Annotated in this window: 18 protein-coding genes and 1 tRNA gene; 6 read left to right on the forward strand and 13 right to left on the reverse strand. The window is 60.4% G+C overall.

The genetic code is table 11. From position 1 onward, the window contains the following. Window positions 1-37 precede the first annotated feature (37 nt). Complete coding sequence (locus VGN12_18475) at window positions 38-2,167, reverse strand: PBS lyase (GenBank protein ID HEY4311441.1); 2,130 nt, start codon at window positions 2,165-2,167, stop codon at window positions 38-40. A gap of 129 nt (window positions 2,168-2,296) precedes the next feature. Then, entirely contained in the window at window positions 2,297-3,583 is a 1,287-nt protein-coding gene (locus VGN12_18480) for a Gfo/Idh/MocA family oxidoreductase (protein HEY4311442.1), read from the reverse strand. Between the two features lie 302 nt (window positions 3,584-3,885). Here VGN12_18480 and VGN12_18485 point away from each other — a divergent pair, with 302 nt between their 5' ends. Next, a complete protein-coding gene (locus VGN12_18485) occupies window positions 3,886-4,878 on the forward strand; it encodes a hypothetical protein (GenBank protein HEY4311443.1) in 993 nt (330 codons plus the stop codon). 41 nt (window positions 4,879-4,919) lie between these two features. Here VGN12_18485 and VGN12_18490 read toward each other — a convergent pair whose 3' ends face one another. Then, a complete protein-coding gene (locus VGN12_18490; protein HEY4311444.1) occupies window positions 4,920-6,269 on the reverse strand; it encodes a polysaccharide biosynthesis/export family protein in 1,350 nt (449 codons plus the stop codon). Between the two features lie 437 nt (window positions 6,270-6,706). Here VGN12_18490 and VGN12_18495 point away from each other — a divergent pair, with 437 nt between their 5' ends. Beyond that, complete coding sequence (locus tag VGN12_18495; GenBank protein HEY4311445.1) at window positions 6,707-7,279, forward strand: hypothetical protein; 573 nt, start codon at window positions 6,707-6,709, stop codon at window positions 7,277-7,279. Further along, window positions 7,254-8,381: a hypothetical protein gene (locus tag VGN12_18500; protein HEY4311446.1), complete on the forward strand. Its 1,128-nt coding sequence runs from the start codon at window positions 7,254-7,256 to the stop codon at window positions 8,379-8,381. The genes VGN12_18495 and VGN12_18500 overlap by 26 nt, the downstream gene beginning before the upstream one ends. Before the next feature lie 69 nt (window positions 8,382-8,450). Here the strand turns inward: VGN12_18500 and VGN12_18505 are convergent, their stop codons facing one another. Both VGN12_18505 and VGN12_18510 read right to left on the reverse strand, forming a co-directional pair. Continuing rightward, window positions 8,451-10,040, reverse strand: coding sequence for a hypothetical protein (locus tag VGN12_18505; GenBank protein HEY4311447.1), 1,590 nt, complete (start codon window positions 10,038-10,040; stop codon window positions 8,451-8,453). A gap of 590 nt (window positions 10,041-10,630) precedes the next feature. Next, window positions 10,631-10,712, reverse strand: a tRNA-Ser gene (locus tag VGN12_18510). 222 nt (window positions 10,713-10,934) lie between these two features. On the opposite strand from VGN12_18510, the gene VGN12_18515 reads away from it, so the two are divergent. Further along, complete coding sequence (locus tag VGN12_18515; GenBank protein ID HEY4311448.1) at window positions 10,935-11,849, forward strand: tetratricopeptide repeat protein; 915 nt, start codon at window positions 10,935-10,937, stop codon at window positions 11,847-11,849. Between the two features lie 25 nt (window positions 11,850-11,874). On the opposite strand, the gene VGN12_18520 is transcribed toward VGN12_18515, so the two are convergent. From VGN12_18520 to rho, 3 genes are all read right to left on the reverse strand, one after another. After that, entirely contained in the window at window positions 11,875-13,773 is a 1,899-nt protein-coding gene (locus VGN12_18520) for a carboxypeptidase-like regulatory domain-containing protein (GenBank protein ID HEY4311449.1), read from the reverse strand. 165 nt (window positions 13,774-13,938) lie between these two features. Continuing rightward, window positions 13,939-15,231: an SGNH/GDSL hydrolase family protein gene (locus tag VGN12_18525; GenBank protein ID HEY4311450.1), complete on the reverse strand. Its 1,293-nt coding sequence runs from the start codon at window positions 15,229-15,231 to the stop codon at window positions 13,939-13,941. Window positions 15,232-15,464: 233 nt separating this feature from the next. Next, the gene (rho, locus tag VGN12_18530; GenBank protein ID HEY4311451.1) at window positions 15,465-16,778 is read right to left on the reverse strand and encodes a transcription termination factor Rho; all 1,314 of its coding nucleotides are present in this window, start codon (window positions 16,776-16,778) and stop codon (window positions 15,465-15,467) included. 738 nt (window positions 16,779-17,516) lie between these two features. Here rho and VGN12_18535 point away from each other — a divergent pair. After that, window positions 17,517-18,647 (forward strand): thioredoxin family protein, encoded by a 1,131-nt coding sequence (locus VGN12_18535; protein ID HEY4311452.1) that lies wholly within the window; start codon window positions 17,517-17,519, stop codon window positions 18,645-18,647. Between the two features lie 49 nt (window positions 18,648-18,696). On the opposite strand, the gene glpK is transcribed toward VGN12_18535, so the two are convergent. Then, window positions 18,697-20,190 (reverse strand): glycerol kinase GlpK, encoded by a 1,494-nt coding sequence (gene glpK, locus VGN12_18540; GenBank protein HEY4311453.1) that lies wholly within the window; start codon window positions 20,188-20,190, stop codon window positions 18,697-18,699. A gap of 141 nt (window positions 20,191-20,331) precedes the next feature. Next, window positions 20,332-21,612 (reverse strand): Gfo/Idh/MocA family oxidoreductase, encoded by a 1,281-nt coding sequence (locus VGN12_18545; protein ID HEY4311454.1) that lies wholly within the window; start codon window positions 21,610-21,612, stop codon window positions 20,332-20,334. Window positions 21,613-22,071: 459 nt separating this feature from the next. On the opposite strand from VGN12_18545, the gene VGN12_18550 reads away from it, so the two are divergent. Then, window positions 22,072-22,542 carry a hypothetical protein gene (locus VGN12_18550; GenBank protein ID HEY4311455.1) on the forward strand — a complete coding sequence of 157 codons (471 nt, stop codon included), beginning with the start codon at window positions 22,072-22,074 and terminating at the stop codon, window positions 22,540-22,542. A 38-nt stretch (window positions 22,543-22,580) separates the two neighbouring features. Here VGN12_18550 and hemQ read toward each other — a convergent pair whose 3' ends face one another. The 3 genes from hemQ to VGN12_18565 all read right to left on the reverse strand — a co-directional run bounded on the left by hemQ (window position 22,581) and on the right by VGN12_18565 (window position 24,422). Next, a complete protein-coding gene (hemQ, locus tag VGN12_18555) occupies window positions 22,581-23,420 on the reverse strand; it encodes a hydrogen peroxide-dependent heme synthase (protein HEY4311456.1) in 840 nt (279 codons plus the stop codon). Between the two features lie 136 nt (window positions 23,421-23,556). After that, window positions 23,557-24,039, reverse strand: a complete 483-nt coding sequence (locus VGN12_18560) for a hypothetical protein (GenBank protein ID HEY4311457.1) — start codon at window positions 24,037-24,039, stop codon at window positions 23,557-23,559. Window positions 24,040-24,188: 149 nt separating this feature from the next. Beyond that, window positions 24,189-24,422: a hypothetical protein gene (locus VGN12_18565; GenBank protein ID HEY4311458.1), complete on the reverse strand. Its 234-nt coding sequence runs from the start codon at window positions 24,420-24,422 to the stop codon at window positions 24,189-24,191. Between the last annotated feature and the right edge of the window lie 99 nt (window positions 24,423-24,521).

Genomic DNA, 24,521 nt, shown 5'->3' on the forward strand with positions numbered 1-24,521 from the left:
CGGCCTAGGCTGTCGTCCTCGACCGCGCCGGAACGATTTACTTCGGCATCGGCAGCACGATCAAGGCATTCTCTGGGAACGACACATCGCCCGGCTTGCCATTCATCTGGTACTGCACCTTGAGAATCTTGGCCGTGCCTGGCACAGGATCGCCACCGAAGCTGTCGTTGTAGCTCTGCGACGGAAGCATGATCAACGGCAGGCTGTCCACGCATTTCTGCAGCGTTTGGGTGACGTCCTTCTGCGTTCCGCCGACGCCGTACTCTGCCTTGACGATATCGACCTTGATCGGGCTCAGGCCGGCGCTGGCAAGTAGCTGGCGTGTTTTAGCACTGTCGCCGCCGACCTTTTTGGCCACGGCCAAGGTCGTCCGAGTGGCGTCGTCGCGCAGTTCGGGCAGTTGCGTGGCCTTGGCCGCGACTTTGAACGTTTCGGCATTGGGATAGCGCTCGATTACGGCGAGAACCAGTTTTTGCTCCTCGGGGCGACCGGCCGCGGCCAGTGCGTTCTGGCACATCTCGGCCCGTTGCCCATCAGGCATCGCGAATTGGCGCGCCAGACGGATGTAGCCGCGCAGCGCGCGAACGCGATACTTGTCGGCCGGCGCCGTTTTGGCTAGATCCAGAAGCACCGGCGCTGCATCGACGTTCATCCATTCGCCCAGCACGCGGCTGCCGGCGTCCTGCAGTTGATCGTTATTGCTCTTCATGGCAGCGCCGATCGTTGCCAACGCCTTGGAGCCTCCCATGGCACCGAGCGTTTCGAGGATGTTCGATTGCGTCGCGATCGATGCTTTCGGCAGCGCGGTGGCCAGGTCCGCCGCGCACGCCTCGCGATCGGGCATCCGCAAACACGCGGCACGCAACGCTCGCTGCGCTACCGGCAGGTCATTGGCATTCTTGGGCTCGTTCACTTGGCTAATCAGCACGGCCAATTCCTTAGGACCGACCGTGGCGCCGAGCGCCGTAAGGGCGGCACTGCGAACCGCATCGTCCTTGCTATCGAGCGCTTTGATCAGCGCGCCAGTGGCGTTAATCCGGCGCTCGCCGACAAGTTCCATCAAGACGATTTGCGTTTTCCCTTCGGCCGCCGGCAGTCGGGCTGCGATGTCCGCGTCGACCTTTTTGTCCTTTAGCGCTGCCACGGCCGACTTGGCCGCCTGCGCGATCTCGGCGTCGTTCTCGGCCGCGACGGCCATCAGCGATTCGAGCGTATAAGCGTCACCCAAACGACCGACGACTTCCAACGCCACGACGCGGATTGCCTTGTCACCACTTTTGGCCGCATTCAGAACCGCGGGCAGGACGACACTATCTCCGCGATCCGCCAAGGCGTAGAGGAGTAGCGCCGCGCGCTCCGGCGATACCTGGGCGAGCTGGCCTGCTAGCGCCTGGGCAACCTCGTTGCCAGGAAGCTCGCGAGCGACGCCAAAAGCCAATTGCATCATGGCTTTGTCCGACGATTTCAATTGTTCGATCAGAAGGGGAATGCCCTCGGACTTCCGTGCCAAAATCGCGCCGCGTGTGGCTTCGAGCTTGCGTGGTTTGGGAACATCAGCTTGGCGCACCTCGTCGTAGACCTCGGCGGCTTCCTTGTTCTTTCCGTCGCGCGTGAGCCGTTCGGCGCACAGGATGCAGCCTTCGGCGACGGCACTACGAACGGGCGCCTTGGCCCCGGCCAGCGATTGTCGCAACGCCTTCGTGGCGGAATCGTTGGCAATGTGTCCCAGCGCGACGGCCGCCGCCGAGGCAGCCTCGGCGTCACCAGCCTTCAAATGGCCCGTTAGCAGATCGACCGCAGCCGCATCACGGCGGACACCAATCGAATTCAGTGTGCCGACCAACAGTTGTCCCTTTACCGTGCCGGCGGCTGCTCGCAGGGCTTCGTCGGCCGCTGGGTCGGGAATCGTCTCGAGCGCGATCCGCGCCCAGGACGACAACTGCTCGTCGGGCAGCAATTTCGCCAGTTCAGGCACGGCTGCTTTGCTGCCGACGGTGGCCAGGGCTTTACAGGCGAGCGCCTTGTCGGCCGGCACGCCAGAACGCAGCACGGAGAGCAATTCCGGTTCTGTTCTTTGTGCCTCAGCAGCAAAGGCCGTGGCACAGGTCAGTGAGATTAGCGCCGCGAGCAATGCTGCGCCGCGCGTGAGGTATTGCTTCGTATCCATGATTTTCGGTCCTGATATATCGTGGGGGCGTGTGAGCTGAAATTTCTTTCGTGGACTGAAAGAGTCGCCTTGTCCGTAGCACGCAGGAATTGAACCGTTGCCTGTTGCATCTAAACCATAGTGCGAGCTTTACAGGCGCCACGGTTCACGCAGTGCCTCGGAACGCAGGCGATTCGCCTGTTCGTCACCGACGAATTGGTTTTTCTGCGGGTCGAACGTGATCTTGCGGTCCAGCGCCAAAGCGATGTTCGACGCGTGGCAGGCGATGTGTGCCGCGCAGGCCGCATCGGCATTTCCCTTCGGCATACTGCGAGTCTTCACGCAATCAAGGAAATCGCGAACGTGGAAAGTCGCGGGGTAGCCGTCGATTTCCGCCACCTTGCGGCCACCGAGCAACTCCGGCGAGCTGAGCACCATCTTGCCGCTGTCGCCGGTCTCGACCCAACCGGTTTCTCCTTCGAAACGAACCGGGCACGAACCCAGTGGGATCCAGCCCGTCTCGCGGAAGATCAATTCAACACCGTCGGCGTAGCGCGCGACGAGTTGTCCATCACGCGGCGGGTTGTATTCGACGGGGACCTTGTCGTCGCCGACAGCCCATTGGCAAAGGTCAACACAGTGCGAGCCCCATTCGAGCACGCCGCCGCCGACCAGCCCGCCCCCCTTTTCGAAATTGAAACCGTCGAGCAGTTTCTCATTGAAGGGGCGCCACGCTGCGGGGCCTAGATACATGTTCCAGTCGACGACCTCCTTGGCAGGCTCTTGTTCGGCGGGAAGCCAGCCGCTGACCATGGCCTTCATGCCGGCCGGATGAGCGTAGACCTTGGTGAGCTTGCCGAGCTTACCGGTGCGGGCCAATTCGCAAGCGAAAGCGAAATGGGGCAGGTTGCGGCGTTGCGTGCCCGCTTGAAAGACACGGCCGGTGCGGCGCATCGTGTCTTTCAGGATCAAGCTCTGTTCGATGTTCTTCGTACACGGCTTCTCGCAGTACATGTCTTTGCCGGCCTTGGCGGCGTACATAGCGGCCGTGGCGTGCCAGTTCGGACCAGTGGCGATCAGCACGGCGTCGATGTCGTTGCGATCCAGCAACTCGCGAAAGTCGCGGTACATGCCGCAGTCCTGATTGCCGTACTTGTCGTCGGCGATTTTCTTCACGGCGTTGCGGCGCGCGGCCTTCACGTCGCAGACGGCCACGAACTGAACGTCCTTCTGTTCCAGAAAACAGCCCAGGTCATAGGTGCCGCGGTTGCCGATGCCGATGCCGCCCACGACGATGCGCTCGCTCGGAGCCACGGCGCCATCCCGGCCCAGGGCTGAGCTGGGAATGATCTGCGGCGCCGCGATCAGGGCGGCGCCGGTCGACAGAGCGGTCTTCAAGAAACGACGGCGATTGGACGTGGATGCCTTTTTCGACACGCGTGCTCTCCTAGTCATCTCGGTCGATTGATACGTGGGGGCGTGGGGCGGCCGGCCAGGGGCCGGTCCGCAATCTCACAGCATATCGAGCCGGCGGGCATATCTCCACCATTTTGAAGCAAGGCGGGATCCAGAAGTTGCACCCGACGGACCAATCTTCTTTGATAGCGACGAAGATTCCCTTGCCGCATAATGTCCGCAGCGGCGAAGGGGCGCGAGGTTTCTGAAGCTCCGCAGATTTTAAATCGTTCGGAGGGGCTTTCGTCGCCGGAACGGACCACTTAACCCCCTGTCGAGAAGCGATGATGAGAAGAGTCCGACGATCCTGGCCGTATTTGATCGCGTGCTTTGTCGCGTCCCTTGCCGCCACAGTGGCGGCGGGAGGCGAGGAACCAGCTCGCACCGAGTATGAAATCTTGCGCCAGATGCCGCGCGAGATGCTGGCGCAGATGATGCCCCCGAAAACCGGAACGATTGTCATGGGACGCGGGGGCTGCCGCTACCTGACGGCGGCCGTGGCGCTGGGGGACGAAGAGCGCGCCGACGACGCCTGGAAGTCGATCATGGCCACGTTCGCCACGCAGGTCGAGGATGGCGGCTTTGCCGGCGGCGGCAAGCCGGCGGACCTACCGATTACGGTCTACGCGATCCGCGTCGAAAACGTCTACTTCTTTCTGCAGGAGTTGGGCCGAGCGATACTCATGCTGCAGGACTCGCCCCTCGAGGCAAAGTTCCATAAGCGAGTCGCTGATCTAATGCCGGCCATGCGCCGCGCGTGTACCTTCATCCAAAAGGGATATCCGACGATCCTTCCCAAGGTTGGTCACACGGCCAATCGGTTGGTGATCGCGGCCAAGGCATTCGGGCTGTGCGGCATCGTGCTCGACGATAACCAGTTGAAGGAGATGTCTCGTCAACTGGTCAAGGTTGCCCTGGAGCGGCGCGACGCCGAGGGGGTCTTTATCGAGCGCGGCGGACGCGATTCGAGCTACAACGCCGTGGTGATTCTGATGGGGCAACACCTGACTTTGCATCTGCCCAACGCCGAGCTAGATGCCGCGATCGCGCAAGCCATGAAATGGCAACGCACGCGCATCAAGCCCACCGGGGAAATCGAGATCGAAGGAAACACTCGCACCGGAACAGGCAAGGAACTGGCCGGTTCGGGCGAGCCGAAGAAAGTGAACTACCGCGAGGTGGCCGAAGCCCTGTGGTACTACGGTGTGCTACACGATGAACCGGAAACCAGGCACCTGGCCGAGCAGGTACACTGGTGGGACGTCAATCGCCGTTAAGAGCAGCGGCGCGAATTGGCTGGTTAGCAATTCGCGGGCGGCTAGTTCCCGACCGGTGTCGAGGTGCTCAACCCTTGAAACACCGTGAAGTTGAACGGCACCACCCCGTACAGGCCGCGCGTGAAGATCAGGCTGATTGCGTCGTCGACGACCAAGATGGCGCGCTTCGGCACAACCACGACGTCTGAATCACGCAGCCAGATTTCGTCGGCGGGGCAAGGGGAGTGACCGAAGAGTGCCTTGCACACGGTCAACTGCGTGGCCATCAGGTTCCAGCACTCGTCGCGACGGAACACGACAACGTGATTCACATTGCCGCCGACGTTCCACCCGCCGGCCAGGGCGATCGACTGCATGAGCGTCGTGGGGCCGGTCAGTTCATAACGGCCGGGCAGCTTCACTTCGCCAACGACGAACACGTAACGCGGCGCGCGTTCGAGCAATATCGGCGTGACTTCGAATCCTTGCACGAGCTGCGTATAGCGGACGTCGATTTCTCGCTTCAACTCGTTGAGGGTCAACCCCTGCGTCGGTATCGAACCGAGGCCCGGCAGTTGGATCGTGCCATCCGGCGTGACGCGTGCTTCGCGCTGCTGACCGCCTTGCCCCTGACGAGCATCGACCGTGGATCGTAGCTCTTCCAGTCGTGTATTGAACTTGACCGGCGTGATCGTGATCGATGGGTCCTGAATGTATTTCTTGTAGCGCTGGTCGAGATCCTGACGAACCTCGTCGACGGTTCGGCCAGCCACGCGAACCTGGCCCAACAGACGTAGCGTAACAGTGCCGTCAGGCTGAATGATGACGGTACGTTCGACGTCACTGCTCGTTATCGATTCGACATGCACCTCATCGCCGACGGTCAGTTGATAGGCTGTGGTACTGGGGATGGTCGTCAGGCGGAAGACCAGCGACAAACGATCGCCCACGCGCAGCCGATATTCCGGTACGTGGCGCATGCGCGCCGGGCCGATGTATTCGCCTTGTGCGAAGACCTGCCAGGGAATTGGCCTGACGTCCTGCCACGTTTGGTTGTTGCATGCGCCGCCGTTGCCGCAATGCACACCGCAGCGCCACGGCGAAGGCATCGGGCACATTCCCTCGACCACGCCCGGCCCAACTGGCAAGTTGGCGAACTCCTCGCGGGAGTTTCCTTCGTAAATCGGTCCGGTCAGCGCGTCGGCAGCGGGGCCGTTCGGCAAGGGGCTGGGAGATGGAGTGCCCAGCAGGTCCGGCGAAACGGTTTCACCCTCGTTGGCTGCGGCGATAATCGCGCGGCGCGGCTGCTGGCTCCAGGCCGCCTCGCCATGACCGAACAACCAGGCGGTTGCGACGATGGCGAGTGATAGCCGGCGAACGTTCCGGTGAATGAATTGCCTTGCGATGCTCACGGGCGGGGCCGTTTCTCTTGGATGGATTTTGCCGGACTTCCGAAGTGCGTGGTACCAGCCAGTACCGCCACCGATCGGGTATCAGAACTAGAAATCGACCGACCTGTTTGGCCCCATGAGAAGTCCCCATAGAACCGGCACAGCTTCAACAGTGACACCCGCTGGTCCCGGTAAAAGTCGCGCAATTTAGCCAAATTATCTCGGGTCGGGGGGTGGAGACTGCGGAATCCAATTGTCTCGGGTGGGCTCGCCTTTGTACTCCGGGCGCAATCGCAACGGGTGCATGACTCGATTTCGTCAAGTACCTTGGAGCCAATGCACGCGCGTCCGACGTCTGCGGGGTGCAGGTTCGATCATCGGTAGCGGCCTAAGGACGGGAGTGGATCCCTTTACTTGGATCGGGCAGCCTGCGGACATTCTGTTCTTGGAGAAATGTCATGTCTTCCGAACCGCAAAGCGACGTCAACTTCAATCCAAGCAGCAGCACTCCACCAGTTCATGGCGGCGCAGGTCGCGACGCTGTCGAGCAGGAAAGACTCGACACTCAAACTGCATCTTCGGAATCGATTTGGGCAAAAGCGAAGGAGCGATTCTCCGGCGTCTCTTCCCAAGTCACGAATGCCGGCACATTGGCCGCCGCCAAAGCTGCGCAAATTGGGACACCAGTTATCGCAAAGGCTGTCGCGGTAGGGACACAAACATATGGAGTCACTATTGAGACAGCGCGCGGTGCCCTCGAATCCGGCAGGCAAGTTTACGAAGACTCGAAACTTGAATCAGCCGTAAACTTTATCGACGGTGAGCTTGAACAGCGCGGCGCGAAGCAGGCTTTTGTGAGTACGGCCGGAGCGGTCGTAGACAAGCTCGACCAAGTGACGGGTAAGCGTCTGCTCGAGCTTCTCGAGGAAAGGCTTCGCAGGCAGGATGCCTATAACGACATTTTGGCGACCCGCTTGGCCGAAGCGTTGGAACGAATCGCGAAACTTGAAGCTCGAACCGGCGATGCTTGAAATGAATATCGATCAATTCGTGACACAGTTCTCCGGGGAATCGAAGGGGATCGACGACGTTTTAAGACAATGGCAATTTGATGAACTCGACGAACTAGTAGGCACCTTACAGTCGCAGCATGATCAATTCGTGGGGGCAGCCGTTATTGTCGGAGATGCGGTCTACGGCGGAACGCTACTTGATCAAATCTCTCCAGAGCTGCAGCAGGCATTCGTTAATCTGATGGGTAAAAGGGCTGACACCTATTCAGCAATGCGCAAAATCCTGCTCGATCACTCTTGCCATGGAGACGGCGCCTTCCGTGCATTCGACGATCCGCACGTCGTCGGCTTTGTCAACAAAATCAAAGGGCAAATCGGCGAAAACCTGTTCCAGCATCATGTTGGCAGCGCGGCAATACTGGCAGAGTCGGGCAGCCAAGAAGCTTGGGACGTTGCTGTGAAGCAGGCCGATGGATTGCATCACTATGTCCAGGTCAAGCTATATGCTGACCCGCACAAAGTTGTACGGCACATGGTTAAGGTGCATCAAAGAGTGTTAGACGGAGGCTTAGCAGGAGTAGATCAAGAAACCGTGAGCCACGTCTATTTTGCTGTGCCTGAGAACATCAAGGATGACGTTCAGCGCCTTGTTGCAGGCCACGACGGGCTATCCGATATGCTGTACGACAAGACGATCCCAATAAGCGCGCATGATGCTGCGGGATTAGTTTCCGAAGGCATTAGCAATGTTGGTCCTGATCAGTTAAGCCATTTTTTTTACGAGCTGTTGGGTGGCGCTGTCGCGGCTGGCTCTCTCCACACGGTTGTGAACGGATTTCTCTGGTATAAGGGGTCCAAGGATTTCTCTGCTGCCTTCGCGGACGCCATGGCCAGCACGGCGATCAGTACCTCAGGAATTGCCATGGGGCTCATCGCAGAGACTTTGTGCAACTCCGTCATCTTCTCGGGCGCCGTCGGGGTTGGAGGTCGATTTTTCCTTGGCCGGATGGCGAAGTCGCGTTGGAGTTTTGCGGAGTTCTTAGAGGCGTCGACAGACCGTTGTCTGAAGGCAGGTTTGGCCGTCAACCGCTTCAATAACGGTCCCTGTCTCAGCGGTTAGGCGCAATAAAAAAACCCGCGAGGGTTGCTCGCGGGCTTTTCAATTTGGTGCCTCGCAGGTCGCTGCCGGTTATCGGCTGGCCACGACCGTGGGGGCCGAAGGATCGAAGGGTTGGCTGCTGGCCCCATCGGTTCGTACCGCGGTGAAGTGTACCGCGGCGTCGGCGGCGACGTTCAGCGTGGGTACCTTGGCGATAATCGCGTTGGGGGTCCAGGCCGACGCTTCCAGCCCGAGTTGTACACCGTTCACGTCCAGAGCAAGGCGACCAGCGTCGCTGCCGAAGCCATCGCCTCGCACCAGGATCTGTCCGTCAGAGCCTTGCAGCGGTTCGACCGAGGAGATCATCGGGGTGCCGCTGGCGGCCACCGGCGAGTTGATCGCGGCCGGAATCGTTTGCGAAACGGGAGCTTGCACGTACTGCGGGGCCGGGGCTTCGACATACTGCGGAGCCGATTCGACGTAGGCCGGAGCCGAGTAGCCACCGCCATATCCTCCGCCGTATCCACCACCGAAGCCGCCGCCACTGGCCAACGCTCCGATGACGGTAGGCAGCAGTCCGCCACCACCGAAGCTGTTGAAGTTGGTGTTACCACCGTTGCCCGGGAAGCCACCGTTCATCCCACCGTTTCCGTTGCCGGCAATGCCTCCAACGCCGCCGTTCCCCGCGTTCCCAACAGTTCCACCATTGCCGGCCGCTCCACCGTTTCCGGCGATGCCACCGGTCCCGGCGTTCCCTACTCCGGCGTTACCTGCGTTGCCGGCCACACCGCCGTTGCCAGGATTTCCGGCGACTCCGCCGATGTTGCCCACGGGATTCGCGTTACCTGCCGCTCCGCCGGTGCCACCCGCAGGGGCCGGATTACCTGCTACGCCGCCGGCTTGGGTCTGTGTTTGTTGAATGCCGGTGTTGACCTGATTTTGGAGCTGCGTGCCCGTGGCAGTGGCTTGAGTCGTGTCGATGCCCAGGTCATGGGCGTTCTTCTTGGAGCCGTTGTTCGCCAATTGGGTGCCGGTCGTGCCGTTCTTGCCTAAGGCGTTCGTACCATTGGTGCCCGTGGGATTGGTGTTGCCATTCTTGGCTGTCGTCGATTGGTTCTGGCCTTTCTGCTTTTGGTTCAGCTTGTCCATGAACGACTGATGCGAGTTGCCCGTGGGATTGGTGCTACCCAGCGCACTGGTCTGCTTATTCGTGCTGTTGCCAAATAAGCTCGTCTGTTTGGCCGCACCGTTGTTCCCGTTCAGCTTGTTGAAAAGTGACTGCGAGCCCCCTTGCGACGGGTTGCCCGAGCCGAGCTTGGTCGACAGGCTGTTCTGGAAGGGGCTGTGTCCCGCGGATTGCGACGTGCTGTTCTTCACCTGGCTGAAGACATTATTGTTGTTGCCCAAACCCTTCGACATATTCCCCTGGCCCTGGCGTAGCTGATTGAACGAATTGCCAAGGGCGCCACTACCGGAGGACCGCTGTCCCATCTTCTGCGGCGAGCCGAGCCCACTCGAAGCCGGCCCTTTGAAGTTGCCGAGCCCCTTGGCGGCCGCGGAGAACCCGCCACCACCACCGCCGAAATGGGGCATTCCGCCAGAGTGCCCTGCCTGGGCCGAGGTTACGAACATCGATCCGACGATCAGCGACAGCACCGCATTGCGAAGATTGATCAACATGACAGCTCTCCTTGCACTTATAGGGTCTATTGGGTCTTTGACAGGTCCACGCCCTAGCAAGCGAGGAAACCGGCAGGATGTTACAGGGGCAAATCTCTGACGGCCTCGTGCGTCGTCTGAGGCGACCGGTCGCGCGCCAATGGACGCCTGAAATCGCCGCCTGGAGCTGACCGGGCCGAGGCCATTCCTGGTCCGCGTCGTGACCGCGATTAGCGGATTCTGAGCCGGCCGGTGAGGGGCTGCGGCCGAGTTAAGCGAGGGCCCCTTCGGACCACTAACGCACGGGTCAGAGCCGCTTGAAATGCGTGAATTGTCGGGCTACGGCCAAGGGCGAAGTGGGCGCAAGAAAAATCCGCCAAGGCCAGTGCGGCCGACCTTGGCGGTAGGGAAGTGCGGAGCCGCTAACATGCCCCGCAATGCTTATTCGCCGGCGCGGCTGTAAACCTGACGGCTTCGGCCGGCAGAGCTTCGCCGAAGGTATGCGTCGAACGTGCCTTGGAAGGCCGTGACCGCGTTACAAGTCTCGTTGTCGCAGTCGATGCGTTTCGCGTCGACGTCCGATTTCACTACCGGACGCGACATGATAAGAGCGGAGGGCACGAGATTCGAACTCGCAACCCCTTGCGGGGCACCACATTTCCAGTGTGGCCGCTAACCATTCGCTTACCCTCCCAGAGCACGGAGAATTCTAGCTTATTCCAAAGTCGAAAAACACCGCCCCCTTCGAAGTGATTTTGCGATGCCCTGCTCCGCCGAATCGCAGGCTGCGACGGGCTTTTTCGGGGCTTCCCGTGCTTAGCGATCGCTAACGATGTTCGTCCATTAGGTTGCGCCGGCCGGGACGGGTAAGCTGACGACAACGCGCTTTGGTCAACTAATGCGGAGTCGATCGGAATGGATCGTAGGCAATTCGTCGGCGCAACGATTCTCGTCATCCTGTCGGTAGGCATTCCGGCCCCGGCCGCGCAGCCGGCAAAAAGTTGGCTGGGGCGGCGCGTGCTCCCCAAAGAACGCTGCGAGATTTCGGCCAATGGCGTCGTGGTCAATTTCCGATCTTTGACCTTTCCGCTGGTCGTGCAAAGCGTCAATGGCCCCTGGCTGTGGGTCGGGGATGACAAAAAGGGATGGGTCAAAAGCAGCCAGGTCGTGACGCTCGACGAGGCCGTGGCGTACTACACCCGTCTCATCGCGCGCCGGTCGGACAACGCCTGGGCGTACAACTTTCGGGCCGTTGCCTGGCAAGAGCAGGGGCAACTCGATCGGGCCATCGCCGATTTCAGCGAGAAGCTGCGACTAGTGCCTACAGCGGATAGCTACGCCAATCGCGGCGCTGTGTGGCAGGCGAAAGGAGAATACCATAAAGCCATCGACGATTACGACCGGGCCCTGGGCGTGAATCCCAATTTCCACATCGCTTTTGCCAAGCGTGGTGACACGTGGCGCGCGCAGGATGAGTACCAAAAAGCGATCGACGATTACAACGAGGCCATCCGACTGGATCCCAACGATTCGGCGGCGCACGACGGTCTTGCTCTACTGCGTGCAAGCAGCCCCGACGAGAAGTATCGCGACGGGGCCGCCGCGGTGCGGCTTGCGACAACGGCTTGCGAACTCAGCGGCTGGACGGTCGCCGATAAGCTGGCCACGCTGGCCGCCGCCTATGCCGAATGCGGCGATTTCGACCAGGCCGTCAAATACCAACAGAAAGCCATCGACCGGCAAGGCGACGATGCCGACGCGACAAGCGAGGCCCGGCGAAGGTTGCAGTTGTACACCGAAAAGCAGCCATTTCGTGCCACCGCGAAGTGAGTCGCTTAGGCGTCGCAACTGGCACTCACTTTTTCTTTAACTGCCTCTCGAGTTCCTTCGGCATTTTGAACTCGATGTAGGTGCCCGACTGCCCCAAAACTTTGGCCCGCACCGGACGTTCTGCCAGCGGAATCGCGGTAAGTTGGACGTCGGCCGTTTCTCCGGCCACGACTGCAACCTCCACAGGAGTCGCTTCGTCAAACCATTCGCCAGCGCGCCAGCGGGCGCGAACCTTCTGCGTCGTGGCGCGGACGCATTTTAGCTCAAAAGTTCCATCCTCGCTCGCCGTCGTCGTGGGCACGAACATGCGATTCTCCAGCCCGTCGGTCGCATGCGCTTCGATATTGCACAAAGGAATCGGCTTGCCATTTTCATCAACAACCTTGCCACGAATCGTGCCTGGTCGGGTGAGCTGTAATTGGACGTCGTTGAGTTCAGCCCCCGGCTTGGTCGAGACGGGCGGCAGCACGCCGTTGGCCCAAGTGCGTTGCTCACCATACGATCCGTCATGCGCCATCAGGTTGTATTGCGCCTGATTGCTGGCCGGCAGGAAAAGCTCGAATCTACCCTCGGGTCCGGTGCGAACTGTGAGACGGGTATCGCCACTGATCGATCCGCCCGAGCCGCTTAACGCGGGGGCGACGGTGGCGCCTTCTACCGGATTTCCTTCAGGGTCGATGACGGTACCACGAACGCGGACAGCCCGCTCGAGCTCGATCTTCGCGGTCGGCATCGCCGCGACAACGTTGAAATGCAGATAGTTAAAGTTGCGTTGCCATCGCGGATTCTCGATTTCGAAGTGGCGTCGGCTTAATTCGTTCGTGCATTGCTCGGACCACCAGCGTGCATAGCCAGGAGCCTGGACTTCGACCTCGAGATGGCCCGGCAGCAAATTGGGGATGATGACCAACCCATCCGCGTTAGATCGCCCGACCGGTTCCTTTTGATCGCTGGACCGGATGCGGACGTCCGGGATTGGCTCACCGCTGTGGGCGTCAACGACGACAGCGCGGAAGGCAATACCCGGCCGTAGCGTGAAATCCAATTTGTTGGCGCCGGCATGGATAGCCTGCTGTGAAAGCCTTTCAATCCCGCGCTCGCCAGCGATGATCTGAAAGTCGTAGGCGTCGGGCTGTAGGAACATGTGAAACTCACCGGTTTCATTTGTCACGGTGTGGGTGGACATACCCGGAACCATTCCTTGATCCGCATGCTTATCGCTTTGAATCGCTTTCAGCCGAGCGTGTGAGACGATATCCCCCTCAGCGTCGCGTACGACGCCGGTCAAAAACGTCCGTTTGCCGAGCGCGACTACCAGACCGGGTTTACCCGTCGGTTGATGGACAAACATTTCCGGTGAATAACCGGCTTTAAAGAAACGGACGGCAACCGTTCGATTTCGCTCCAGTCGCTGGATGCGAAACGTTCCGTCTTTGCTCGTCATAGCTTTATGCGAGCTTTCGCCCCAGGTCTGTACGGCAACTCCTTCTAGCGGGGTGCCCTGCTCGTCGACGACCCGCCCCGCCAACTCATCCGTGTCGATGTTGCTCGGTGCTGCGAGCCCAGGATTCACGATCGTCGGAAGGCGTACCTCGGTGAGTTTTTCAGCGATAACAAAGTTCGTTTCGAAGTGCATGCCGGAAGTCGTTTCGACCTGCACCGATTCCATACTCCCCGCATGAAACGGGTCACCGGCACCCATGCGGAGTTCGAAGCGCCCCTGCGCATCCGTTTCGCAAGTGGCGTCCCACGCTCCGCCTTTGAGGCTCTGGCGCAGAAGCCGGGCGCCGGCTAACGGTTTACCCTGCACGTCGACAAGCATGCCGACCAGCCGATCCGGCGCGACCTGCGGTTCATTGGCTAGGGTGAGCGTTGCCAGGCTCACCAGGGCTAAGAAAACGGACAGTGGAATGAATCGGCGCACGGCAAAATTCTGTGACGAAGAGTGGCCGGAATACGGACAGCGGTTCACTATAACCGCAGTCCGGGCGCGAAACATTATGGACGACCGGATGTTTTGCAGCGCCCCGCCCGATCGTGGGCGCGAGATCGTTCGCCAGAAGTCGGCGGCGCTAGATCCCCAGAGGTCTCAGCGACGCGTCTTTTCGCGGCCGGGCATATGCTGTGCCGCGATTGTTGCCTGCCGTAGTTTTAAGGCCTGATAGACGACCTCGGCAGCCAGGTCATTGCCGCGATCGTTCAAATGGCCCAGGGCACCATAGTGCAGCAGCTCGTCATCGAAGGCCTGAGAATGATGCGGCGCCGCGGCGCGAAATCGGTCGGTCATCAAGATCAATGGAAAGTCAGCCGCCTGAGCGATCGCGGCGAGCCGTTGATCGGGAAAGCGCTGTTCCATCGACTGTCTTGCCGCGGCCGCGACGATCTCGGGCCAGGTATCGTCGTAGATCTGCACGCCAAACGGGATGACGGCGAGCAAGAAATCGGTGCCGTCGGCACGGACTTCTTGTGCCATTGTCTGCACGAGCGTCTCGGTGATTTTCCAGGCGTGGGCCAGGTTTTCGCCCGGCGCGGTGCAGAAGATGCCGATCCCGCCCGATTCAACGGAGCTAATGTCATGGCCAGCGCGGGTGGCCAGGCTGAGCGCTCGTCCGCGGACGATGTTGATCGCTCGCTGCGTGGCGTCTTTCTGCCAGACGTAAAAGCGGCTGTAACGATTGAGCCATGAATTGAGTTGCGCACGGCCCGGCACGAGTGGAATTTGAACGAGCTCGCCGTCGTCATTCACATCGAAATAGATACGTCCACGGTTGCTGGTCAGGCGTTGGCAGTTATCGCCGAAATCGTTGGCCACGCAGAACGCGCAAATGACGATATCGGGCTGGAACTTGCGCACCAGCTCTCGATAAAGCACCAGTTCCTGTCCGGTGCTCGAGGCCGAGATCCCGAAATTCAGCACTTCGAATCGTGCATCTGCCGGCGAGGCGTTCAACCGGTCAGCAAGCCGGCATACGAGTGTCTTGTCTTCGTCGGTCGCGACGGCCGCGATCATCGAGTCCCCCACGACCGCGATGCGCCGCACGCCGGGACGCTTTTCGTACGGAACATCCGGACCGCGCATGCCGTGGTGATTGAAACGCAAAAGGACGTCACGATCCGACTCGGGAATATAGACCGAGCCGGCAAAGTTGGGGCAATAAATCATGCCGACCTTCGCGTCGTTGCAAAGTAGAGGGGGCACGACGTGCGAGAAAAGGCGCGTCACGCCTTCGGCGGCCAGCAGTGCGAAAACGACCGCGGCTAGTGACAGGGCGAGCTTCGACGCCAAATGCGCGCAGCAGTGCTTCCTCTTAGGTGCGAGTTGCGAACCATCGGCGGCCTTACCCGATGAGTCGTAAGGCGCATTGCTGGAATCGATTTGCATAACGCGGGAGATCTAACTCTCAGGCAAGGAGTTGACCCGAGACTGCCACGCGAGCCGAGAAATGACGTATTGCGCGAATGCGCAGAGGCCGCTTTTAGCAGGCAACTCGACGGCGGACAACGGCAAAGCCAAGCTTAGGGGCGCAGCGCGAAAACGCGCAAGATAGGCGCGAACCAAAGCACCGCGAATACTACATTGACGCGCGCCGTGCTAGCAGTGCTGTGGGCCTGGCGTTAGTCGGCAACGCGTGAACCGGCAATCAGTGCAATGAAGTCTTTGTTCGACTTGAACTTGCCCAACTGCTTGGTGAGCTGCTCCATCGCATCGACATGATGCATGCTCGACAGCGTGCGACGCAGCATGGTGACGGCGTGCAAGGTGTCGGGTTCGAGCAGCTTTTCTTCGCGCCGCGTGCCCGATTGCGAGATGTCGATCGCGGGCCAAACGCGCCGATCGGCCAGCTTGCGATCGAGGACCAATTCCATGTTGCCGGTCCCCTTGAACTCTTGGAAGATCAGTTCATCCATCCGGCTGCCCGTATCGACCAGGGCCGTAGCAACGATCGTCAGTGAGCCCCCTTCTTCGAATACGCGGGCCGTGGCGAACAGCTTCTTGGGAATGTCGAGAGCCTTGATGTCGACGCCGCCCGACATGGTACGGCCGGTATTGCCGACCCACTTATTGAAGGCGCGGGCCATGCGCGTGATCGAATCCATCAGCAAGAACACGTCTTGCCCCATTTCGACCAACCGCTTGCACCGCTCGACCACCAATTGTGACAGCCGCACGTGACTTTCGACGTCACGATCCAAGCTGCTGGCGATGACCTCGCCCTGCACGCTGCGGCGCATGTCGGTGACTTCTTCGGGCCGCTCGTCGACCAGCAGCACGAACAGCTTGACCTCGGGGTAATTGGCCGAGATAGCCTGGCTGATTTGCTGCAGAAGAATCGTCTTGCCGGTGCGCGGCGGAGCCACGATCAGGGCTCGTTGGCCCTTGCCGAGCGGGGTCAGCAGGTCCATCACGCGCGGACTCAACGGTTGACCGCCGGTCTCGAGACGTAGCCACGATTCGGGATTGATTGGTGTGAGGCCGTCGAAGTTCTTGACGAGGGGATAATCCTCGGGCTTCATGCCGTCGATATCGATGATCTCTTTCAGCCGCGGGCCCTCTTGCTTGCGGCTGTGCTGCACCATGCCGTTGACGAGTACCCCTTCGCGCAGGCGGTACTTGTCGATCATCGTGCCCGGCACGAAGGGGTCGGTCCGTTCGCGCTGGTAGTTGTTGTTGGGGTCGCGCAGGAAGCCATAGCCGTTGGGGTGCAACTCCAGGACGCCGGAGGCCGGTTCCAGAGGAATGGGCTCGCCGTTGTCGGGTTGCTCGGGCGCGGGGTAATAGGGACGTTCGCCGTTGACTGGTCGCGGGCGATGCCCGCCACGGCCACGATGCCCATTGTTATGGAAGTGGCCGCCGCCCCCCCCGCCTCCTCCACCGCCACCGCCCCCACCTTGCCGCCCACGTCCACGGCCGCGCTTCTTTTTCGTCATGTCTCACCCAAGAAAGGAACGCTGTATTGCGCGCAGCAGCTGATCGAATCGTTCAGAAACGCGCGCGCAATTCAAGCGGCATGTTTGGTTCCGCACCAAACTCACAGAATGGACCGGCAGGATGTGGTCCCGTCGACCCTTTACCCAGAAGTCAATTCCCGTCCCCAGGACAACAATCAAGTGGACGAAAATCGTGTAACCAACGCAGCGAACCGCTCTGCTGCCGTGCAGAATCTCTTGCCACGGTCACGCTCTAAGCGAGCGCATGCAAAGCGAGCACCAGGAACTCGTGTACGGATGGCCTAACTGAAGAAGCGCCCGTCTTCCAGACTGGGAAACTGAGCGGCCTCGATCGTAAGGCCCAATTCGCTCCCCCCCGAGATCACACTCTCGCACTGGGGGCGACTCGCGATTCACTCGGCTCGCGAGTTTTGAAGCACCTGTATCTCAGATAGCTTCCTGAACTAAGGCAATCTTAGCCACACGTGCCGCTATGTCAAGCGATCTGGGGGGGATTTCTGTGGCTCCTCGGTTGGTCGCGGCCGCCTGACCGGACCCGGAGCAGCATTCCCGCGGAACGGATTTTTTCGGCAAGTCGTGGACTGATCCTAATAATCGGCCGGCTCGCGGCAATCACTTTATTTTCTACGATCCGGATGAACCGAATTGCCGATAAATAAGGGCACGCCGCCTCTCACGGTTCAGAGGCTGGCATTCCGGCACACAAGGATTCCGGCCATGCTTGCGGTTCGCTGCTGGCGTTCGGCTCTAGTGGTTTTGTTACTGGGATCGCGCTGCCTGGCGGCCCCGGGTGGCTTTACGTGGGAGTCCGATCTCGAGGCGGCCAAACAAACGGCCGCCCGCACCAATCGCCTGGTGGTCATCCATTTTGGCGCGCCCTGGTGCCAGCCCTGCCAGCAGCTGGAACGCGACGTCTTCAGTCAGCCGGGCTTCGGCAGCGATCTGACGGCCAACTACGTGGGCGTGAAGCTCAACTACGACTCGTTTCCTGCCACGGCCCGACAGTATGGCGTGCAGTCGATTCCGACCGACGTCGTGATCACGCCGCAGGGGCAGTTGATCGAACGTGTACAAAGCCCGCTCTCGAGTACGGAATATTCCACATCACTGACGCGTGTGGCCAATGCGGCTCGCGGCGGTCAGTCCCCCGCAGGGGCACAAGCTCAATCGGCGGGCCTGGTTCAATCTTCTGGCCCAGCGGCAGGGGCTGCTTCGAATCCAACCAGCGGCGGTCGTTACGCGGATTATTTCAATCAGCCGAAAGCGCCCACGATCGATCCGAACAACAACCCGTACACTCAGGCCTCGCAAGCGCAGACGGCTCCGCCGCCGAGCGCGGCGCCTCCGGCGGATCCTTATGCGGGACCTCAACTCGCGGCAGCTACTGCGCCGCCGGCTCAGCCTGGCGCGATGGCGCCCGGTGCCACGATGGGAAATCCAAGCGGTGCCGCGAAGCCGTCGGCGCAACTGGCGACTGCACCACCGCAACTTCCGCCCGGCAATGCGCCGTTGGGTCTGGATGGTTTTTGCCCGGTCGCATTATCGGAGAGGCATGCTTGGGTGCCAGGCGACTTACGCTGGGGAATGCAACATCACGGTCGCACCTACTTATTTGCCGGACCTGAAGAGCAGCAACGGTTTCAGGCGAATCCCGACCGCTACAGCCCGGTGATGGCGGGCAATGATCCGGTTCTGGCGTTGGATCAAGGACAGAATCTGCCGGGCAGCCGCATGTATGGCGTTTCGTACGCCGATCACGTGTATCTGTTCACCAGCGAGCAGACTCTGCAGATGTTCCAGCAGAATCCGAAGCGCTACGCCGCCGAGGCCGTGCAAGCGCGCCACTAGGATCGACTCGGTCAGCGGCCGATGCAGGACGCACCTCTCGGGGCGTCGATTAATCGTCGTGCCAATCCCGCGCGCGGGCCACGGCCTTTTGCCAACCGGTAAAAAGGCGATGCCGTGTTGCACCGTCGATATGGGGATCGAACTCTTTTTCGAGCGCCCAATTGCGCGTCACATCGGCTGCGTCTTGCCATACGCCGACGGCCAGGCCTGCCAAGTAAGCGGCGCCAAGGGCGGTTGTTTCCGAGACGACGGGACGGCGTACTTTGACGCCCAAGACGTCGGCCTGAAATTGCATCAATGCGTTGTTGACGCTGGCGCCGCCATCGACCTTCAATTCCTTGAGCTCGATCCCGGCATCCTTCTGCATGGCCTCGAGTAAGTCGCGCGACTGATACGCCATCGAATCGACGGCCGCGCGGGCAATGTGCGCCGCCTTCGTGCCGCGCGATAATCCAAGGATTGCGCCGCGCGCGTAAGGGTCCCAATAGGGCGCCCCTAATCCAACGAAGGCGGGCACAAAATAAACCCCATCCGCGTCAGGGACCGATTGGGCGAGCGCTTCGACGTCGGCCGAGGACTCGATTATGCCCAAACCGTCGCGTAGCCACTGTACGACCGCGCCGGCGACGAACACCGAACCCTCGAGACAGTAGGTCACGCGGCCGCCGATTTTCCAGCCGATCGTCGTGAGTAGATTCTGCTGGGAGTCGACCGCTTTCTCGCCCGTGTTGAGCAGCATGAAGCAACCGGTGCCATATGTATTCTTCGCGGCTCCGACAGAGAAGCACGCCTGGCCGAAGGTGGCTGCCTGTTGGTCGCCGGCGTTACCGGCAATCGTGATCGGCGCGCCGAAGAGTTCCGATCTGGTTTCGCCGTAAACCTCGGATGATTCACGCACCTCGGGAAGCATTTTGCGCGGAATGTCGAGGAGCTTTAGCAACTCGTCGTCCCAATCGAGGGTGTGAATGTTGAAGATCATCGTGCGGCTCGCGTTACTGACATCCGTGGCGTGGATCTGTCCGCCGGTTAGCCGCCAAATCAAGTACGAATCGACAGTGCCGAAGAGGATCTCGCCGGCCTCGGCCCCACGGCGCAGGCCGGGAATGGTGTCGAGTAAGTACTTGATCTTCGAGCCCGAAAAATAGGCGTCGACGACCAGCCCGGTCTTGCGGCGAATCGTTTCGGCAAGTCCGTCAGCCTTGAGGCGATCACAGATGTCGGCCGACACGCGGCTTTGCCAGACGATCGCATTGGCCACCGCGCGGCCGGTCGCACGCTCCCAGAGAATCGTCGTCTCGCGCTGATTCGTGACACCGATGGCGGCAATGTCGGATGGGGCGAGCTGTGCGGCAGCGATCGCAGCTTTGGCAACGTCGAGCTGCGTGGTCCAGATCGCTTCCGGATCATGCTCGACGATGCCTGGCCTGGGCAGGATCTGTTCGAACTCTTCCTGTGAGCTGGCGACGATCCGCCCATCATGGCCAAAGATAATGGCGCGACTCGAAGTCGTTCCCTGGTCGAGCGCCAAGACATACTTGCCCATGCGAATCCCCGCCTTTTTCCAGAAGTGCATCACGCGCGAGCACCGTTGTGCCGCGACCACGTGGTCCAGATTCGAATGCTTTCCCGCGACCGGCCTACAACATAATGGAGCCGGCGCGGGAAAACGATCCCCGCGATTGCATCACACCGAGGGCAGCGTCCAGGGCGCGCGATATTCGCGCCCGAGCAGCGCATCGGCATCTTTATCCGCCGGAGCGAATTTCCAAGTCACGGCATCCCAGGCCAGCTTGCGGCCGAGACGCTGTGAAATGTTGCCGATGTGGCACAGCGAGGTGCTGATGTGCCCCACTTCGATGTCCGCCGCGAGTTGTGCATCGCCGCGGATCGCGTCGAGCCAGTTGCGCTGATGTTGCGGCTCGTAGCCGGAATCACCGTCGAAGCCCGATTGTTTGGCTTCTTTCGGACGGTGGATCCACCACGTGCGGCCATCGGTTGTGACAACTCCATCGGCGCCGTGGAATTCGACGCCGAACGCCGAATCGTTCATGCCGTAGGGGCTCCAAGTGCGATGCTCCCAGACCAAAGTCAGGCCGGGAAACTCGTAGCACACCACTTGTGTGTCAGGTGTGACCTGGTCGTCGTCGAAGAACTGCTTTGCCCCGCTCGAGACGACCGACAACGGCATGTCGACCCCCAAACCCCAGCGGGCGATATCAAGGCCATGTACCCCGTTATTTCCTAATTCGCCGGTACCGTAATCCCAGAACCAGTGCCAGCGATAATGGAAATGGTTGCGATTAAAGGAACGAGCCGGGGCCGGTCCGAGCCACAGGTCGTAGTCGACCCCGGGTGGCGTCGCTTCGTCGGCGGCGTGACCGATATTTTCACGGCGCGAGGTAATCCAACTGCGCGCGAAATGGAGTTTGCCGACGCCCCCGGAAGAAAGAAAATCGACCATCGCCTTCATCGAGGCGCTCGAGCGGCGCTGCGTATCGACCTGGACCTGCCGATTGTGCTTCCGTGCCGCGGCCACCATACGCTGCCCCTCGATGACGTTGTGCGAGGCCGGCTTTTCGACCAGGACATGTTTACCGGCGGCGCAGGCGTGAATCGTGGCCAGGGCATGCCAATGGTCGGGCGTGGCGATCGCCACGCCATCGACCGCGGGATCATCCAGCATCCGGCGAAAATCCGCGATGGCCTTCGGAGCATGCTGCTGGCTCTTGGCAACGTTGTCGCTGGTTGGACCGATCGTGGCTTCGTCGACGTCGCACAGATAAGCAATCGCCACGTCCGGCTGCGCGGCCAGAACCCCGGCCAACGCTCGACCCCGGCCGTTCAGCCCCATGACTCCGAGCGTGAATTTCTCATTGGGACTGCGGGCGGCGCGGAGCGCGACGGGCGAAATTGCTGTGGCGGCCAAGGCTGCCGAGCTAGTTGCCAGAAACTTGCGGCGATTCATGGATGCGTCCATTGGTTTCCGCTCCACAGTGAGTTTCGTTTTGTGCCGCCGGAACGCTGATCGGCGTTGGAATCCGAGCGATTCGCAGCTCGACAACTATTTCGCAGCTCGACAACTATAATGACACACACGCCGTGAAGCAGCGAGGTTTGTAGTTTCTGGCGTTCGCCGACCTCATCACTACGGTATCATCGTAGCGGGACGATTCACGATTTTCGAGAAATCATCGGAATGGTTTGGTTCGCGATCTTGGGGGCGGCCGTAGCCGTATTTGTCCTTACGGGCAATCCGTTTATCGCCTGCCTCTTGCCGTTTTTGACGGCTGGGCGGAGTGCCGTAGAATCGGCATTCTGGCTTCGTGCCTATGATCCCGACCGCGCGCGAGGCCGCACCTGCTTCTGGTTCTACCTGGCGGTCGCGGGTTGGCGGGCGGCTACGTACGCGCTGCTGAACGTACTTGTGTTTCTCCTCGTCGAGAAGATCTTTGCCGTCGGCCCGGGAATCGAAACGATTGGGCAGACGATGATCACCCTACTAATTGGTTTAGGCGCCTCAACCATCTTAGGCATCGTCGGTATTAGTTGCGCAGTGCATCGCCATGTGCGGGTGTTTGTGCTCCCAGCGATTTGCAAAGAATCGGGTTCGGAATTCTCACGAATCGCCGAAGCAGTCGCTGGCTACGGAGGCTTTAATCATGCGATTTTTGTGCTCGCCAGTTCCTTGTTTGTCCCGATTCTTGTTTTGGGCGGTGCCCTGAGTATCGCCGGAATCAATGTCGAGAATCCGAGGCAGACCGATGCCCCACTTGCCATGGTGGGGCTCGGGATCATTGCGCTGGGGCCGGTTGCGGCCATTCCTGCCCTCATTTGGCTATCGCACCGAAGCGTTGCTCGAACTCCGGCGGATTGCTGGGCGCGATACGAATCCTAACTCGGCGCGAGACGGTAGGGCTGGTCACTAGAAGCTATCTAGATGCCGACACGGCAGTGGTCGAGCAGCTTGTCGGCGGTCGTGATGTAGCTGGTGTAGAACGGGCCAAACTCGGCGTAACGGGCGCTCGCCTCGTCGAATCGCATCGTGTAGACGATTTCCTTGAGGAACTCGGGCCGGCGGGCCCAGAGGGTGACGCCCCATTCCCAATCGTCGAGCCCGACCGAGACCGTGATCAACTGCGTCACGCGGCCGCCGAACTTCATGCCGCTGCGAGCGTGCTCGGACATCAATCGGCTGCGCTCGGCGAAATCGAGTAGGAACCAATTTTCGCCAACCTTGCGCTTTTTGTTCATCGGATAGAAGCAGGTGTTGGGCCAGGGGGGCAATTCGGGTGTCAGTCGCTGGCGGCGCATCATCTCTTCACGCGATTCGTACGCCTTCAGTTTCGCTTTGTAGGCCGGACCGTTGGGGTCTTCTCCCTCTTTGACCAAACGCTCACCATATTGCTCGACCGAGGGGACGTATTCCGAGACTTCGGTCATCGAGACAAACGAGTACGTCGGCACGATCGCCGGACCGAGGCGGCTGGCCAGCAGGCGTTCGTGCAAGCCATCGACCACCAACGGATTGGGATCGAGCACCATCAGGGCGAAATCGGCCTTGTGTCCTGACACGATCGAGGTTTGCAACCGCGCAGGCCCGCCGGCAACTTCGGGATTCAATAAGGCGGCGATTTCTTCGCGCCCGGTCCGCACAGCGTCGGGCGACAGCGCGGCAAGCACGCCGCGATCGAACCGATAAAAAAGATGACTGCAGTGCCAACCCTCGCTGGGCTGGAGCGAAACTTCCGAGCTTTCGGTAGGGGCATGACTCATGCGATGAATGATCCTTGAACGCGAGGGGCAGTTGTCTAACGGGCAGAAAACCGGAAGGGAGGGTGTACAGATCGGGTGCGAGCAGTTTTGCCGGCCAAATTCTGCCTGCCAGGGAATCTTTCCGACAGAATTTGGTTTACATCAACGATCCGGACTGTGGATCGATTCCGACGCCGCCGGTTAATTCGACCAACGCTTCGAGCACTAACAAGAGCGTGCTGGGGTCGAGCATCTCGTCGGCTTCTTCCCCTGCGTCGTTGCCGATCATTTGCTCGAAGTGCATGACATCGAATCGCGCGTCACACTTTGGTAGTAGGGCCAGTTTGGCCGGCTCGACACCTTCACCAGGACGTAACTCCTCGACGAGCGAGGCCACCTGATCCTGCACATCTTCGCCTGCCAGGTAGCTGATATCGAGCGCGGCGAAATCGTCGGGTGAGAACAGCGTGAGCGATTCAAAGGTGTCGCCTTCGCCGGCCTGCATATCGGCCAGTTGATAGTGGCTGCCTAGTTCGCGCAGTGTCGCTTCGACTTTGGCGAGTGTGGGACGCTTCGCCGAGCGGAAAAGCACGAAGTAAGTTTCGCGCCACTGGAAGTTTTCGGTATCGAACATCGTCATCGCAACATCCTTAGCGCGGCAAACTTACGAGCCAGCGGTTCGGTGTGGTCTCCCACGTTGCGAGAACGGACGCGGTCTGAGAAGCTGCCGAATCGTGTGATTTCATACGCCAGTTCCCACCGCGTCCTGAGTCGCCAGTCCGCCGGAAGTTACTCCCAATTATCGCCGGGGCCTGCCGGGCCGCCGGCCCATTCTTCCAGGGCCTTGAGCAGCGCGTCGCGCTCCTCCATGTTGGCCCATACGACCTCGCCTTGCTCCAGGCGAATCTCGTAATCCCCTTCGCATTGGCAGTCATCTTCGCCACAAAAGTGCGGGGTCGCGGCAACCCAGATAACGCGGTAAAGGGGGACGTGCTTGTCGTCGATCAGGCAAAAAACGGACATTGTTATGGCTTTCTGCCAACCTCCCATGCCCAGGCAAAATTCGGCTCGTTCCGGTACACCGCGGCACATCCGTGGCTTCGTCGGCCCCTCAATCGGCGG

This window comes from Pirellulales bacterium (assembly GCA_036499395.1).
Classification (GTDB): Bacteria; Planctomycetota; Planctomycetia; order Pirellulales; family JACPPG01; genus JACPPG01.